Source organism: Variovorax sp. OK212 (genome assembly GCF_900112425.1).
GTDB lineage: Bacteria > Pseudomonadota > Gammaproteobacteria > Burkholderiales > Burkholderiaceae_C > Variovorax.
This window is the reverse complement of the sequence record NZ_FOLP01000004.1, coordinates 620,062-633,473: the sequence shown is the minus strand read 5'-3', so window position 1 is coordinate 633,473 and position 13,412 is coordinate 620,062. Positions and strand designations below refer to the sequence as shown.

The following is a 13,412-nucleotide window of genomic DNA, read 5'->3' as shown; positions in this document are numbered from 1 at the left end:
CAGCCGTCAGCGTGGTCTTGCCATGGTCGACGTGACCGATCGTGCCCACGTTGACGTGGGGCTTGGTACGGGTGAACTTACCTTTTGCCATTTTTCGACTCCGAAAAAAACGTTTTCAACGTATGCAGATGGGCTGCAATGCTGCATTTGCAACCCCCAAAAACTGGTGCCCTTTGCGGGAATCGGACCCGCGACCTCTCCCTTACCAAGGGAGTGCTCTACCACTGAGCCAAAAGGGCTTTTGTAACAAAGTTACGCATTCACATCGCCTCAACAACGAACCGAGTCTCTGGAGCGGGAGACGGGAATCGAACCCGCGTCATCAGCTTGGAAGGCTGGGGTTCTACCATTGAACTACTCCCGCATCGGGGGCACTTCAAGGCACCCAAAGCGCTAGATCCAATCGCTCTTAGAAACCAAATTCATCGCTGGTGGAGAGGGCTGGATTCGAACCAGCGTACTCGTAAGAGGGCAGATTTACAGTCTGCTGCCATTAACCACTCGGCCACCTCTCCGGCGAACCTCGAAATATAGCACGTTTTTGTGACTACTCAGAAATCCGTGCATCACAAAGATGCGGGAAAACTGTTCGAGGAGCGAATCCTCCGATTATCCAACAACTTCAGCCCTCGTTTCGCCGAGCCTCCCGCCAAGCACGCGCTTCTCCGAAATGTCCGCATCCGATGAACGGAACCGGCGGGCGCAACGCGGAAAGCGGCGACGGATGATTTGACATCAGCACCTTATGGCGCTCAATATCGATCAACGCACGCTTACTTTGGGCATGAGAACCCCATAGCATAAAAACAACAGGTTTCGCGCCGCCCGAAACATGGCGAATCACCGCATCCGTCAGCACTTCCCAGCCCTTGCCGGCATGGCTGGCCGGCTGGGCTTCCTCGACCGTCAGGCAGGTGTTGAGCAGCAGCACGCCATGGGTCGCCCACTTCACCAGGCTGCCGCCCGGATTAGGGAACGGCGGCGGCGCTTCGCCGAGGTCGCGCTGCAGTTCCTTGAAGATGTTGCGCAGCGACGGCGGCAGGGCCACGCCGGGCGCCACCGAGAACGCCAGCCCCTCCGCCTGCCCACGCCCGTGATACGGGTCCTGCCCCAGGATCACCACGCGCACGTCTTCAGGCGGCGTCAGTTCGAGCGCACGCAACGGCTGCGGCGGAAAGATCACCGCACCGGCATCGAGGCGTTCGCGCAGAAAGCCCTGCAGCTTCCCGCCCACAGCGCTGCCGAAGAATTCGTCGACCAGCGGTTGCCAGCCCGGCGCCACCGGCCAGTCGGCAGGATCGCTGCTCGACAGCTGATCGGGCCGGCTCATTGAAACAACGCAGCGAGGGCCTCGCCGGGCTCCTTGGCGCGCATGAACGCCTCGCCGACCAGGAAGGCATTGACGCCTGCCGCGCGCAGCGTGGCCACGTCCTCGCGCGTGCTGATGCCCGACTCGGTCACCGGCAAGCGGTCCGAAGGCAGCTTGGGCAGCAGGTCGATGGTCGCCTGGATCGACACCTCGAAGTTGCGCAGGTTGCGGTTGTTCACGCCGATCAGCGCCGTCTTCAGCTTCAGCGCGCGGTCGAGCTCGGCCGCGTCGTGCACCTCCACCAGCACCGCCATGCCCAGCCCGCGCGCGATGGCTTCGTAGTCCTTCATCTGCGCGTCGTCGAGGCAGGCGGCGATCAGCAGGATCGCATCGGCGCCCATCGCGCGCGACTCGTACACCTGGTACGCATCGATGATGAAGTCCTTGCGCAGCACCGGCAGGTCGCACGACGCACGCGCCTGCTTGAGGTAATCCACGCCGCCCTGGAAGAACTGCTTGTCGGTCAGCACCGAGAGGCAGGCCGCGCTGACGGTGCCGTCGCCTTCCGCATAGCTCTGCGCGATGTCGGCGGGAATGAAGTCTTCGCGCAGCACGCCCCTGCTCGGGCTGGCCTTCTTCACTTCGGCGATCACCGCGGCGTGGCCGGCGGCGATCTTGGCGCGCAGCGCGGCTTCGAAGTCGCGCGTCAGCACGCGGCTTTCGGCGTCGAAGCGAACGGCTTCGAGCGGTGCGCGCTTCAGGGCCGCGGCCACTTCCTGGCGCTTGACGGCAACGATCTTGTCGAGGATGTCGGACATAACTTCTGGTGTTTCTTTTGCTTGGACTCAGACGGTGGAGGAGGCCTTGACCAGCTCCGCCAGCTTGGCTTTCGCGGCACCCGACGCGACGGCGCTGCGCGAGCGCTCCACGCCCGCCGCCACCGAGTCGACCACGTTGGCCGCATACAGCGCCGCGCCGGCGTTCAGCAGCACGATGTCGAGCGCCGGGCCGGCCTGATTGTCGAGCACCCCCAGCAGCATCGCCTTCGACTGCTCGGGCGTCTCCACGCGCAGCGTGCGGTTGCTCGACATCTGGAAGCCGAAGTCCTCGGGGTGCAGTTCGTACTCGCGGATCTCGCCGTCCTTCAGCTCGCCCACCATGGTGGCCGCGCCGAGCGAGATCTCGTCCATGCCGTCGCGTCCGTAGACCACCATCGCATGCTCGGCGCCAAGGCGCTGCAACGCACGTACCTGGATGCCCACGAGGTCGGCGTGGAACACGCCCATCAGGATGTTCGGCGCGCCGGCCGGGTTGGTCAGCGGGCCGAGGATGTTGAAGATCGTCTTGATGCCGAGTTCCTTGCGCACCGGCGCCACGTTCTTCATGGCCGGATGGTGGTTCGGCGCGAACATGAAGCCGATACCGCACTCTTCGATGGAGCGCGCGATCTGCTCGGGCTTCAGATTGATGTTGATGCCCAGCGACTCCAGCACGTCGGCACTGCCCGACTTGCTCGACACGCTGCGCCCGCCATGCTTGCTCACCTTGGCGCCCGCCGCGGCCGCGACGAACATCGAGCAGGTCGAGATGTTGAAGGTGTGCGAGCCGTCGCCACCGGTGCCGACGATGTCCACCAGGTGCGTGGTGTCCTTCACCGGCACCTTGGTCGACACCTCGCGCATCACCTGCGCGGCGGCGGTGATCTCGCCGATGGTTTCCTTCTTCACGCGCAGGCCGGTGATCAGCGCGGCCATCATCACCGGCGAGCACTCGCCGCTCATGATGAGGCGCACGATGTGCAGCATCTCGTCGTGGAAGACTTCGCGGTGTTCGATGGTGCGCTGCAGCGCTTCCTGGGGGGTGATCATGAGAGAGGTCTCCTCGAAAAGTGGATCAGCGGCCGATGCGAACGGCGGGCGCGTCGGTGAACGCGAGCTTGAGGCCGAAGCCGATGAAAAGAACGCCGGCTGCGCGGTCGAGCCAGTGCATGCCCTTGCGCACGGCACCGCGCCGCGCCATCCATCCGGCGGCCAGGGCCCAGCCGACGTTGACGGGAATGGCGTTGAGGTTGAACAGCACACCCAGCAACACGAAGTACAGGGCCGTGTGATCGGTGCCGGCTGCGATGAACTGCGGCACGAAGGCCAGGAAGAACAGCGCGACCTTGGGGTTCAGCACATTGGTCCAGAAGCCGCCGAGAAAGATCGCCTGGAGGCTGCGCTCGCCGGCGGCCGTGGCCGCAGCGGCGGCCTCGCCCAAATCGGCGGGCGGCGCCGGTCGCGACAGCACCATGCGCACGCCCAGGTACAGCAGGTAGGCCGCGCCGATGTACTTGAGCACCGTGAAGGCCGCCGCCGACGTGGCCATCAGCGTGCCGACGCCGACCGCGGCCGCGAAGATGTGGACGAAGCAACCGGCCGTGATGCCCAGCCCCGCGACGATGCCGGCGCGCACGCCGCTGCGCAGCGAGTTCGTCACGACGTACAGCACGTCGGGCCCGGGCGTGAGGTTCAGCAGCCAGCCGGCGGCGATGAAAGCGAGCAGATGGGGAAGATCAGGCATCGCGTCCTCGCGGCGTTCAGGACTTGAAGAAGGCGCGGATCGCGGCAACAGCCCGATCGACGCCGGCGGCATCGACATCGAGGTGGGTCACGAAGCGCAGCCGGTACAGCCCGGTCGCCAGGATGCCCTGCTGGTTGAGGCTTGCGATCAGTTCCGAAGAACGCGCCTGCGCGGCGCCCGTGAGATCGGCGAACACGATGTTCGTGTGCGGCGCCTCGACCGTCAGGCCTTCGATGCCTTCGAGCCCCTGTGCCAGCCGCTGCGCGAGCGCGTGGTCGTCGGCCAGGCGATCGACGTGGTGATCGAGCGCATGCGACGCAGCCGCCGCCAGCAGGCCGGCCTGGCGCATGCCGCCGCCCGCCATCTTGCGGATGCGGTGCGCGCGCGCGATGAACTCGCGCGAACCCACCAGCGCCGAGCCGACCGGCGCGCCCAGGCCCTTGCTGAAGCACACCGACACGCTGTCGAAGCACTGCGCGATGCGGCGCGCTTCGGCGCGGATGTCGCTGCGCTTGTCCAGCGCCGCCTGCGCGGTGGCCGCATTGAAGAGGCGAGCCCCGTCCAGGTGCCGCTGCAGGCCCTTGCCCTTGGCCAGGTCGGTCGCGGCCTGCACGTACGCGAAAGGCAGCAGCTTGCCGCCCAGCGTGTTCTCCAGCGCGAGCAGGCGAGTGCGCGCAAAGTGCGCGTCGTCGGGCTTGATGGACGCCTCGATCTGCGCAAGCGGCAAGGTGCCGTCGGGCGCATGGTCCAGCGGCTGCGGCTGCACGCTGCCGAACACCGCCGCGCCGCCGCCTTCCCAGCGGTAGCTGTGCGCTTGCTGGCCGACGATGTACTCGTCGCCGCGCCCGCAGTGCGACAGGATCGCGCACAGGTTGCTCTGCGTGCCGGTGGGCACGAACATGGCGGCCTCGAAGCCCAGCATGGCCGCGATCTTTTCCTGCAGCGCGTTCACGCTCGGGTCGGTGCCGAAGACGTCGTCGCCCAGCGGCGCCGCCATCATGGCCTCGCGCATCGCGGGCGTGGGTTGCGTGACGGTGTCGCTGCGCAGGTCGACGAGGGAGAGGCGGTCGGTCATGGTGAGCTAGTCCAGGAAGTTCTTGAGCATGGCGTGGCCGTGCTCGGTGAGGATCGATTCGGGGTGGAACTGCACGCCTTCGATGCGCACGTCGTGCGCGAACCCGGTGTGCCGCACCCCCATGATCTCGCCGTCGTCGGTCCAGGCGGTGACAGCCAGGGCCTTGGGGCAGCTCTCGCGCTCGATCGAGAGCGAGTGGTAGCGGTTGACGGTAAAGCGCTGCGGCAGGCCCGCGAACACGCCCTCCTGCGTGGTCGTGATCTCGCTGGTCTTGCCGTGCATGAGCTGTTGCGCGCGCACGATCTTGCCGCCGAAGGCCGCGCCGATGGCCTGGTGACCGAGGCACACGCCCAGGATGGGCAGCTTGCCCGCGAAGGCCTCGATGGCCGCCACCGACACACCCGCCTCCGCCGGCGAGCACGGCCCCGGCGACACCACCAGCCGCGTGACGCCGGAGGCGATCAGCTCGCCGATCTGCGCCACCGTGATCTCGTCGTTGCGGTGCACCTGCACGTCCGCACCCAGCTCGCCGAAGTACTGGACGATGTTGTAGGTGAAGCTGTCGTAGTTGTCGATCATCAGCAGTTTCATGGCTTGCTCACAATCCGGTGCACGCCCTTCACGACGGGGAACACGTTGAAGTTGATCAACAGGCCCAGCTTGAGGCCGGACAGCCGCAGCGCGGCCAGCACCTGCGCGCGGTGCAGGTCGGTCAGCACGTCGACCGCCTTGAGCTCCACGATGACCGACTGCTCGATTACGAAGCCCGCGCGGTATACCTCGCCCAGCGAGCGGCCCTTGTAGCTGGCCGACAGCGCCACGTCGCGCGTGAAGCCGATCTCGCGCTCGGCCAGCTCGATGGCCAGCGCCGCGGCGTAGGCTGCTTCGTCGAGCCCCGTGCCGAGCACGCGCTGCACTTCGACGGCCGCGCCGATGATCTCGTGCGAGAAGTCGTTCTGAATATCGGGTGCGGTGCTCATGTTCACTCCAGGCCTTCCTCGACCAGTTCGGCGGCACGCAGCAGCGCGCGCGCCTTGGCTTCTGTTTCCTTCCACTCCAGCTCGGGCACCGAGTCGGCCACCACGCCGGCCGCGGCCTGCACGTGGAGCATCTGGTCCTTCACGATGCCGGTGCGGATGGCAATGGCCACGTCCATGTCGCCCGCGTAGCTGATGTAGCCGCAGGCGCCGCCGTAGATGCCGCGCTTGGTGGGCTCAAGCTGGTCGATGAGTTCCATCGCATGCACCTTGGGCGCGCCGGTCAGCGTGCCGGCCGGGAAGGTGGCCTTCAGCACGTCGATGGCGGTCATGCCGTCCTTCAGCGTGCCTTCGACGTTACTCACGATGTGCATCACGTGGCTGTAGCGCTCCACCGCGAAGGCCTCGGTCACCTTCACGGTGCCGGTCTTGGCGATGCGCCCGATGTCGTTGCGCGCCAGGTCGATCAGCATCACGTGCTCGGCGCGCTCCTTCGGGTCGCTGATGAGTTCCACCTCGGCCGCCTTGTCGAGCTCGATCGACGCGCCGCGCGGGCGCGTGCCGGCCAGCGGGCGGATGGTGATCTTTTGCTCGCCGTCGCCCGTGTTCTCCTGGCGCACCAGGATCTCGGGCGAGGCGCCCACCACGTGGAAGTCGCCCAGGTTGTAGTAGTACATGTAGGGCGAGGGGTTCAGCGAGCGCAGCGCGCGGTACAGAGACAGCGGCGACTCGGTGTAGCGCTTGCTGATGCGCTGGCCCACCTGCACCTGCATGAAGTCGCCCGCGGCGATCATTTCCTTGGCGCGCTCCACGGCCGCGAGGTAGTCGCCCTTGGCGAAGCTGCGCTCGGGCGGGTGCGCCTGCGTGGGCTTCACGATGGGCGCGCTCACCGAGTACTTGAGCTTGTCCTTCAGCTCGCGCAGGCGGCGCTTGCCCACGGCATAGGCCTCGGGCTGCTTCGGATCGGCGTAGACGATGAGGTACAGCTTGCCCGACAGGTTGTCGATGACCGCCAGTTCCTCGCACTGCAGCAGCAGGATGTCGGGGCAGCCCAGCGTGTCGGGCGGGCAGCTGTTCTCGAGCTTGCGCTCGATGTGGCGCACGGTGTCGTAGCCGAAGTAGCCCGCAAGGCCGCCGCAGAACCGCGGCAGGCCCGGCCGCAGCGCGACCTTGAAGCGCTTCTGGTACTCGGCGACGAAGTCCAGCGGATTGCCCTTGTGGGTCTCGACGACGGCGCCGTCGGTCACCACTTCGGTGGCGGCTTCGGCGCCGAAGCCCGAGGCACGCAGCAGCGTGCGGGCAGGCAGGCCGATGAAGCTGTAGCGGCCGAAGCGCTCGCCGCCCACCACCGATTCGAGGAGGAAGCTGTGCTTGCCGCCGCCTTGCGAATGGGCCAGCTTGAGGTAGAGGGAAAGGGGCGTCTCGAGGTCGGCAAAGGCCTCGGCCATCAGCGGAATACGGTTGTAGCCCTGGGCGCTGAGGCTCTTGAATTCAAGTTCGGTGATCACGGATTCGTTCTCCAATTGCCTGCCGGCGCTCCTTTGGCCGGTGGCAAGGTCATTCACGGGTGGTCCGGCGTCGGTGTGTGTGTCGACTCGGAACCTCGGGCGCACGGCGTGCGCCGTGCAATCAAACAGTCAGCGATGTATGGCGACGCCAGGGCCAGGCTCCCCGGCTGCCTTCACCTGTTTGAATGATGTGATGAACGAACATGGAGCGCGGAGTTTAGCCCACGAAAACGCCGAACGCGTGCAATACGGCTGCCAACGGCGTTCTTCAGGGTTCCCCCGATGGTCCGTGCGTAAAACGAAAAGATACATTCGCACGACCGTTCGCAAATTCCAAGGAGACACCCAGTGCCTGCTCTGCCCGCTCTATCGCTCTCGGCCGCGTGCGTCCGTCTCGGCCTCCTGGCCTGCCTCGCCACCGCCCTCGGCGCCTCCGCCGCGACCGTCGACGTGGCCGGCGTCAAGCTCGAAGACCGCATGGACCTGCGCGGCACCGCCTTGCAACTGAACGGCGCGGGTGTGCGCTACAAGGCCATCTTCAAGGTCTACACGGCCGGCCTGTACGTCGGCCAGAAGGTGTCGACACCCGAGGAAGCACTGGCCGCGCCGGGCCCCAAGCGCGTGGCGATCACGATGCTGCGCGACATCGACGCCAACGAGCTGGGCAAGCTCTTCACCAAGGGCGTGGAAGAGAACTCGCCCAAGAGCGAAATGCTCAACCTCATTCCCGGCCTGCTGCGCATGGGCCAGATGTTCGCCGACCAGAAGCAGCTGAAGACCGGCGACACCTTCACCATCGACTGGCTGCCGGGCACCGGCACGCTCATCACCGTGCGCGGCGTGCCGCAGCCCGACCCGGTGAAGGAACCGGCCTTCTTCAACGCGCTGCTGCGCATCTGGCTCGGACCGACCCCGGCCGACTGGAAACTGAAGGACGCGCTGCTGGGAAAGCAGTGAGCGCCTGAAAGCCCAGGCGGCCTGCGTCAGTCAGGCCAGTCAGGCCAGCTCGGCCAGCGAATCCACGAAGCCGTCCGCGTCCACCCCGCGCACCGGCTCGCCGTGGTTGTAGCCGTAGCTCACGAGCACCACCGGGCAGCCGGCCGCGCGCGCGGCACGCGCGTCGTTGCTGGAGTCGCCGATCATCAGCGTGCGCGCCGGTGACGTGCCCAGCGCCTCGCAGGTCTTCAGGAGCGGCAGCGGGTCGGGCTTCTTGCGCTCGAAGGCGTCGCCGCCGAACACGAATTCGAAGAAACCGTCGAGCCCCTTCGCGGCCAGCAGCGGCGTGGCGAACGAGCCCGGCTTGTTGGTGAGGCAGGCCAGCCGCAGGCCCCGCGCGCGCAACGCCTTCAGCCCCTCGGCCACGCCCGCATACACCGCGGAGTGCTGCCCGTTGATGGCCAGGTAGTGGTGCTGGTACCGCTCCCAGGCGCGGTCGAACAGCGCGCGGGCCTTTGCCTCGGCACCCGCGCCCTCCGACGGCGCCATCACGTGCACCAGCGCCGAATGAATCAGGTGCTCCGAGCCCTTGCCCACCATCAGCTCGATGGCGGCGGGCGCCACGGGCGGCAGCGCCAGGTCGCGCAGCATGCGGTTCAGGGCCTCGGCGAAGTCGCCGAGCGTGTCGACCATCGTGCCGTCGAGGTCGACGATGGCCGCGTCGAAGCGGGTGGGATCGAAGCTGAAAGAGGTCAAGACAAGCCTTCCGGAGAGATGCGCCGATTCTCCCGGAAGGCTCGCCCCCGCTCTTTCTCTCGCTCTCTCTTTCAGCGCCGCGCCACGTCCACCACCGCGGCCGCGAAGGCCTCCGGCGCTTCCTGCGGCAGGTTGTGCCCGATGCCGCCGCTGGCCAGGCGATGCTCGTACGGGCCCGAGAACTTCTTCGCATAAGCGCTCGGCTCCGGGTGCGGCGCGCCGTTGGCGTCGCCTTCCAGCGTGATGGTCGGCACCGTGATCACCGGTGCCTTGGCCAGCCGGCTCTCCAACGCTTGGTACTTCGCCTCGCCCTCGGCCAGGCCCAGGCGCCAGCGGTAGTTGTGCACCGTGATGGCCACGTGGTCGGGGTTCTCGAACGCCACGGCGCTGCGGTCGAAAGTGGCGGCATCGAAGTTCCACTTCGGCGATGCGAGCTGCCAGATCAGCTTGGCGAAGTCGTGGCGGTTCTTCTCGTAGCCCGCGCGGCCCCGCTCGGTCGCAAAGTAGTACTGGTACCACCACTGCAGTTCGGCCTGCGGCGGCAGCGGAACCTTGCCGGCCTCCTGGCTGCCGATGAGGTAGCCGCTGACCGACACCAGCGCCTTCACGCGCTGGGGCCACAGCGCCGCCATGATGCAGGCGGTGCGCGCGCCCCAGTCGCAGCCGGCGATGGTGGCGGTCTGGATCTTCAGCGCGTCCATCAACGCGATCATGTCCACGGCAATCGCCGCCTGCTGGCCGTTGCGCGGGGTGTCGGCCGAAAGGAAGCGCGTGGCGCCGTAGCCGCGCAGGTAGGGAACGATCACGCGACAGCCCGCCGCGGCAAGCAGCGGCGCCACGTCGGCGTAGGTGTGGATGTCGTACGGCCAGCCGTGCAGCAGGATCACCGGCGCGCCGTCGGCGGGGCCGGCCTCGAAGTAGCCCACGTTGAGCACGCCGGCGTCGATGGTCTTCAGCGGCTCCAGGCGCTTGAGCGGGCCTGTGCTGCGAGTGCCAGCGGACTGGGCGAAGGCGGGAAGGACGGCGGCGAACTGGGCGGCCGCGACGCCGATGGCCGCGGTGCCGAGAAACGAGCGGCGGGGCATGTGGACTGGGGCAGACATGGGAGGCTCCTTGCGAATCGGGGGTGCGAGGTTGAAAGAGGGAAATCGATGCAGCCGCGAGCGACTGGCGGCCCGGATCTTCATGGCGGGGGTACGGATTGCGCCGGCGCACCGTATCGCTGTGTATCCGCGCGTACTTTTTCAACAATAAATTTCGTTCCGGCCCCTTCCGTGGGCCTTGCAGCGCCCTTTTTGCCCTGTACGGCCGCCAATGTCGAAAACCCGCCGAAAACCGCGCCGGAAACTTTTGGCGACCTTTCGGACACTCACACCGGCTACCTGCCCCGCGCCAGCCGCCGGGCAGCCCTTCACCCGGCATTGCCCCGCAATGCACATTCACGAGGAACACTCCATGCGTCTGACGACGAAGGGCGGCTTCGCCCTGACCGCCATGATCGATGTCGCGCTGCGCGAGCGGGACGGCCCCGTGCCCCTGGCGTCGATCAGCAAGCGCCAGCACATCGCGCGCTCGTCGCTCGAGCTGCTTTTCAGCAAGCTGCGCCAGCACGCCCTCATCAAGGCCACGCGCGGCCCGGGCGGCGGCTACACGCTGACCCGCAAGGCCTCCGAGATCACCGTGGCGGACATCCTGGCCTCGGTCGACGGCCAGGCCCCGGCCGAGCCTGAAACCGAAACCAGAACCGAGGCCCCGGTCGTCGCAAAGGCGGCCCGGCGCGAAAGCACCGCCGAGATCGGCTGCTACTCCACCGAAGCCCTCTGGGCCTCCGCCAAGCACCACGTGATGGAATTCCTCGGCTCCGTCACCCTGCAAAGCCTGGTCGACGACCAGCTGGCCAAGGGCGTGCGCGTCGACGAAGAGCCCGTGCGCAAGAAGGAACCGGCCCTGCGCCCGACCGCGAGCCTGCGCCACGTGAACGCGCCGAACTCGGTGTTCGCCTGGAACGGCGTGTTCGCCAAGCGCTGAAGCGCCCTCCCCCTCGCATCCGACTCAGCGCAGCGTCGCGTGCGGGTGCAGCGGATGCGCCAGCGTGTCCGCGATGAGCCGCAGCGCCTGGTCGCACTGCTCGCGCGACATCGGCCCGCCCAGGCAGATGCGCACCGCGTCGGGCGGGTCGCCGTCGGTGGAAAACGCGGCGCTGGCCACCACGCCCACGTTCTGCGTGCGCAGGTAAGAGGCGAACTCCACCGGGCTCCAGCCCGGCGTGAGCGGCAGCCATGCATGAAAGCCCTCGGGGTGCGCCTGCAGGCCGCTGTCGCCCAGGTAGCGCATGGCCAGCAGCTGGCGCGCCACCGACTCCGCGCGCACCGCCTGCAGCATGGCCTCGGTGGTGCCGTCTTCCACCCACAGCGTGGTCAGCGCGTTGGTGATCGGCGAGGCCATCACCGTGGTCGCGCGCATCGCGCCGGCCAGCCGCTGCGACTGCACCACCGTCGGTGAACACACATAGGCGCTGCGCAGCCCCGCGCCGAAACACTTCGAGAAACCGCTCACGTAGTAGGTGAGCCCCGGCGCCAGCGTGGCCAGCGACGCGGGCGCCTGGCGCGGCAGCATGCCGTAGGCGTCGTCCTCGATGATCGGCACCGCGTAGCGCAGCGCCACGTCGGCCAGCGCCTCGCGCCGCGCCCGCGACACGGTGGCCGCCGTCGGGTTCAGCAGCGTCGGGTTGCAGTACAGCGCCTTGGGCTTGAGCGTCTTGCAGGCGTGCTCGAAGGCGTCGGCAATGGGCCCGTCGTCGTCCATCTGCAGCGCATGCAGCTGCACGCCCAGCTGCGCCGCGATGGCCTTCACGCCCGGGTAGGTGAGCGACTCCACGCACACCAGCTCGCCCGGGCGCGCCAGCTGCGAGAACAGCGCGGTCAGCACGGCATGGATGCCGGGGCACACCAGGATGCGGTCCACGCTCGCGTGGGGCACGAACGGCCGCAACCACTGCATGGCCACCTCGCGGTCGTGCACGGTGCCGCCGAAGTCCTGGTAGCGCAGCAGGTCGTGAAAGTCGAGCTGCGCGAAGGCCCGGCTGGCGCTGTCGTGCAGCCGCGCCATCAGGTGCTCGTCGTCGGGCTCGGGCGGCATGTTCATCGTCATCTCGGCGCCGCTGCCGCCGCGCAACCGCAGGCTCGGGCTGCCCGAGCGGATGAAGGTGCCGGTGCCCGCGCGCGAATCGATCAGCCCGCGCTTGCGCGCCTCGGCATAGCCGCGCGCCACGGTCGTGTAGTTCAGTTCCAGGTCGGTGGCCAGCTCGCGCAGCGTGGGCAGGCGGTCGCGCACGCCCAGGCGGCCGGTCTTGATGTCGTCGGCGATCAGGTCGGCCAGCAGCAGGTAGGCCGGCTTGGCGGTGGTGCGCAGCTGCTTGCGCCAGTGGGCGGTGATCGTGGTCATGAGGCGTTCCCGGCGAAGTTGATCGCATCCATTGATTGCATCGGTCTGCCGATCAACACGCAGGAATCACGCCCGTGCCAGAGGGGGCGAATGCTTCGATCAGGTGCGATCAACGCCATTTATCGGGTGCATTGATCGCATGCCGCGTGCGTCGTCACGGTGCGAAACCGACGTGGCCGGCGACCTGCATGGCCGCGATTCCGGGCGCCCGAAGAATTTTTATCGCCACGCAGCCCGCACCGCCGCGCATTGATCGCGACTTGATCGCACGCCCGCCGCCCGGCGCTGGCACATCGCCTGCGAAGAGAAAGGCACGCAAGACCTGCGTACCCACCACCCCAACCGGAGTACCCCATGCCCAAAGTCACCCGCCCCCGCAACGAAAAAGGCGAGTTCCTTGTCGACTACGAAGAGAAGGTGTTCGAAGACGTCAAGGCCGAGCCCGGCGAGAAGGCGCTCGTCACCTTCCACACCGTGGCCTTCGAAGGCTCGATCGGCTTCGTCAACCTGCTGCAGGCCACGCGCCTGCGCCGCAAGGGCTACGAGACCTCCGTGCTGCTGTACGGCCCCGGCGTGACGCTGGGCGTGCAGCGCGGCTTTCCCACGCTGGGCGACGAGGCCTTCCCGGGCCACCAGAACTTCAACAAGCAGATCGTCAAGTTCATGGAAGAAGGCGGCAAGGTCTACGCCTGCCGCTTCGCGCTGCAGGCGCTGTACGGCCACGGCGAAGGCGCGCTGATCGAGGGCATCAAGCCGATCAACCCGCTCGACGTGCTGGACATCGTGCTGCTGCACAAGAAGGCCGGCGCCGTCATCCTCGACACCTGGACCCTGTAAGGCGGCAC

15 protein-coding genes and 3 tRNA genes are annotated in these 13,412 nt (G+C 67.3%); 3 read left to right on the top strand and 15 right to left on the bottom strand.

The window, feature by feature from the left end:
- The 12 genes from BM004_RS16545 to trpE form a co-directional block, all read right to left on the bottom strand.
- A partial coding sequence (locus BM004_RS16545; RefSeq protein ID WP_038111923.1) for a GTP-binding protein occupies nucleotides 1-91 on the bottom strand: 91 nt, incomplete at its 3' end.
- Between the two features lie 73 nt (nucleotides 92-164).
- Nucleotides 165-239, bottom strand: a tRNA-Thr gene (locus BM004_RS16540).
- Between the two features lie 51 nt (nucleotides 240-290).
- Nucleotides 291-364, bottom strand: a tRNA-Gly gene (locus BM004_RS16535).
- A 65-nt stretch (nucleotides 365-429) separates the two neighbouring features.
- Nucleotides 430-515 (bottom strand) — tRNA-Tyr (locus BM004_RS16530).
- A gap of 107 nt (nucleotides 516-622) precedes the next feature.
- Entirely contained in the window at nucleotides 623-1,330 is a 708-nt protein-coding gene (locus BM004_RS16525; protein ID WP_093126883.1) for a uracil-DNA glycosylase, read from the bottom strand.
- The gene (gene trpC, locus BM004_RS16520) at nucleotides 1,327-2,127 is read right to left on the bottom strand and encodes an indole-3-glycerol phosphate synthase TrpC (protein ID WP_093214931.1); all 801 of its coding nucleotides are present in this window, start codon (nucleotides 2,125-2,127) and stop codon (nucleotides 1,327-1,329) included. Before trpC ends, BM004_RS16525 begins: the two co-directional genes overlap by 4 nt.
- Nucleotides 2,128-2,154: 27 nt before the next feature.
- Nucleotides 2,155-3,177, bottom strand: a complete 1,023-nt coding sequence (trpD, locus tag BM004_RS16515; RefSeq protein ID WP_093126887.1) for an anthranilate phosphoribosyltransferase — start codon at nucleotides 3,175-3,177, stop codon at nucleotides 2,155-2,157.
- A gap of 25 nt (nucleotides 3,178-3,202) precedes the next feature.
- Complete coding sequence (locus BM004_RS16510; protein ID WP_093214929.1) at nucleotides 3,203-3,871, bottom strand: LysE family translocator; 669 nt, start codon at nucleotides 3,869-3,871, stop codon at nucleotides 3,203-3,205.
- Nucleotides 3,872-3,887: 16 nt separating this feature from the next.
- A complete protein-coding gene (gene ltaE / locus BM004_RS16505) occupies nucleotides 3,888-4,946 on the bottom strand; it encodes a low-specificity L-threonine aldolase (RefSeq protein ID WP_093126892.1) in 1,059 nt (352 codons plus the stop codon).
- Nucleotides 4,947-4,952: 6 nt separating this feature from the next.
- Entirely contained in the window at nucleotides 4,953-5,537 is a 585-nt protein-coding gene (locus BM004_RS16500) for an anthranilate synthase component II (RefSeq protein ID WP_093126895.1), read from the bottom strand.
- Nucleotides 5,534-5,926 carry a GxxExxY protein gene (locus BM004_RS16495; protein ID WP_093126897.1) on the bottom strand — a complete coding sequence of 131 codons (393 nt, stop codon included), beginning with the start codon at nucleotides 5,924-5,926 and terminating at the stop codon, nucleotides 5,534-5,536. Before BM004_RS16495 ends, BM004_RS16500 begins: the two co-directional genes overlap by 4 nt.
- Before the next feature lie 2 nt (nucleotides 5,927-5,928).
- Nucleotides 5,929-7,431, bottom strand: a complete 1,503-nt coding sequence (gene trpE, locus BM004_RS16490) for an anthranilate synthase component I (protein ID WP_093215018.1) — start codon at nucleotides 7,429-7,431, stop codon at nucleotides 5,929-5,931.
- 348 nt (nucleotides 7,432-7,779) lie between these two features.
- Between trpE and BM004_RS16485 the strand changes: the two genes are divergently transcribed.
- Nucleotides 7,780-8,388, top strand: coding sequence for a chalcone isomerase family protein (locus BM004_RS16485; protein ID WP_371271203.1), 609 nt, complete (start codon nucleotides 7,780-7,782; stop codon nucleotides 8,386-8,388).
- Nucleotides 8,389-8,427: 39 nt separating this feature from the next.
- Here BM004_RS16485 and gph read toward each other — a convergent pair whose 3' ends face one another.
- Both gph and BM004_RS16475 read right to left on the bottom strand, forming a co-directional pair.
- Complete coding sequence (gene gph / locus BM004_RS16480; protein ID WP_093214927.1) at nucleotides 8,428-9,123, bottom strand: phosphoglycolate phosphatase; 696 nt, start codon at nucleotides 9,121-9,123, stop codon at nucleotides 8,428-8,430.
- Nucleotides 9,124-9,194: 71 nt separating this feature from the next.
- The gene (locus tag BM004_RS16475; protein WP_093214923.1) at nucleotides 9,195-10,226 is read right to left on the bottom strand and encodes an alpha/beta fold hydrolase; all 1,032 of its coding nucleotides are present in this window, start codon (nucleotides 10,224-10,226) and stop codon (nucleotides 9,195-9,197) included.
- Nucleotides 10,227-10,578: 352 nt separating this feature from the next.
- Here BM004_RS16475 and BM004_RS16470 point away from each other — a divergent pair, with 352 nt between their 5' ends.
- On the top strand, nucleotides 10,579-11,151 hold the full coding sequence (locus BM004_RS16470) for an Rrf2 family transcriptional regulator (RefSeq protein WP_093215016.1): 573 nt from the start codon (nucleotides 10,579-10,581) through the stop codon (nucleotides 11,149-11,151).
- Nucleotides 11,152-11,175: 24 nt separating this feature from the next.
- Here BM004_RS16470 and BM004_RS16465 read toward each other — a convergent pair whose 3' ends face one another.
- Nucleotides 11,176-12,567 carry an aminotransferase-like domain-containing protein gene (locus tag BM004_RS16465; RefSeq protein WP_093126906.1) on the bottom strand — a complete coding sequence of 464 codons (1,392 nt, stop codon included), beginning with the start codon at nucleotides 12,565-12,567 and terminating at the stop codon, nucleotides 11,176-11,178.
- A gap of 354 nt (nucleotides 12,568-12,921) precedes the next feature.
- Here BM004_RS16465 and BM004_RS16460 point away from each other — a divergent pair, with 354 nt between their 5' ends.
- Nucleotides 12,922-13,404, top strand: coding sequence for an MSMEG_0572/Sll0783 family nitrogen starvation response protein (locus tag BM004_RS16460; RefSeq protein ID WP_093126909.1), 483 nt, complete (start codon nucleotides 12,922-12,924; stop codon nucleotides 13,402-13,404).
- Nucleotides 13,405-13,412 lie beyond the last annotated feature (8 nt).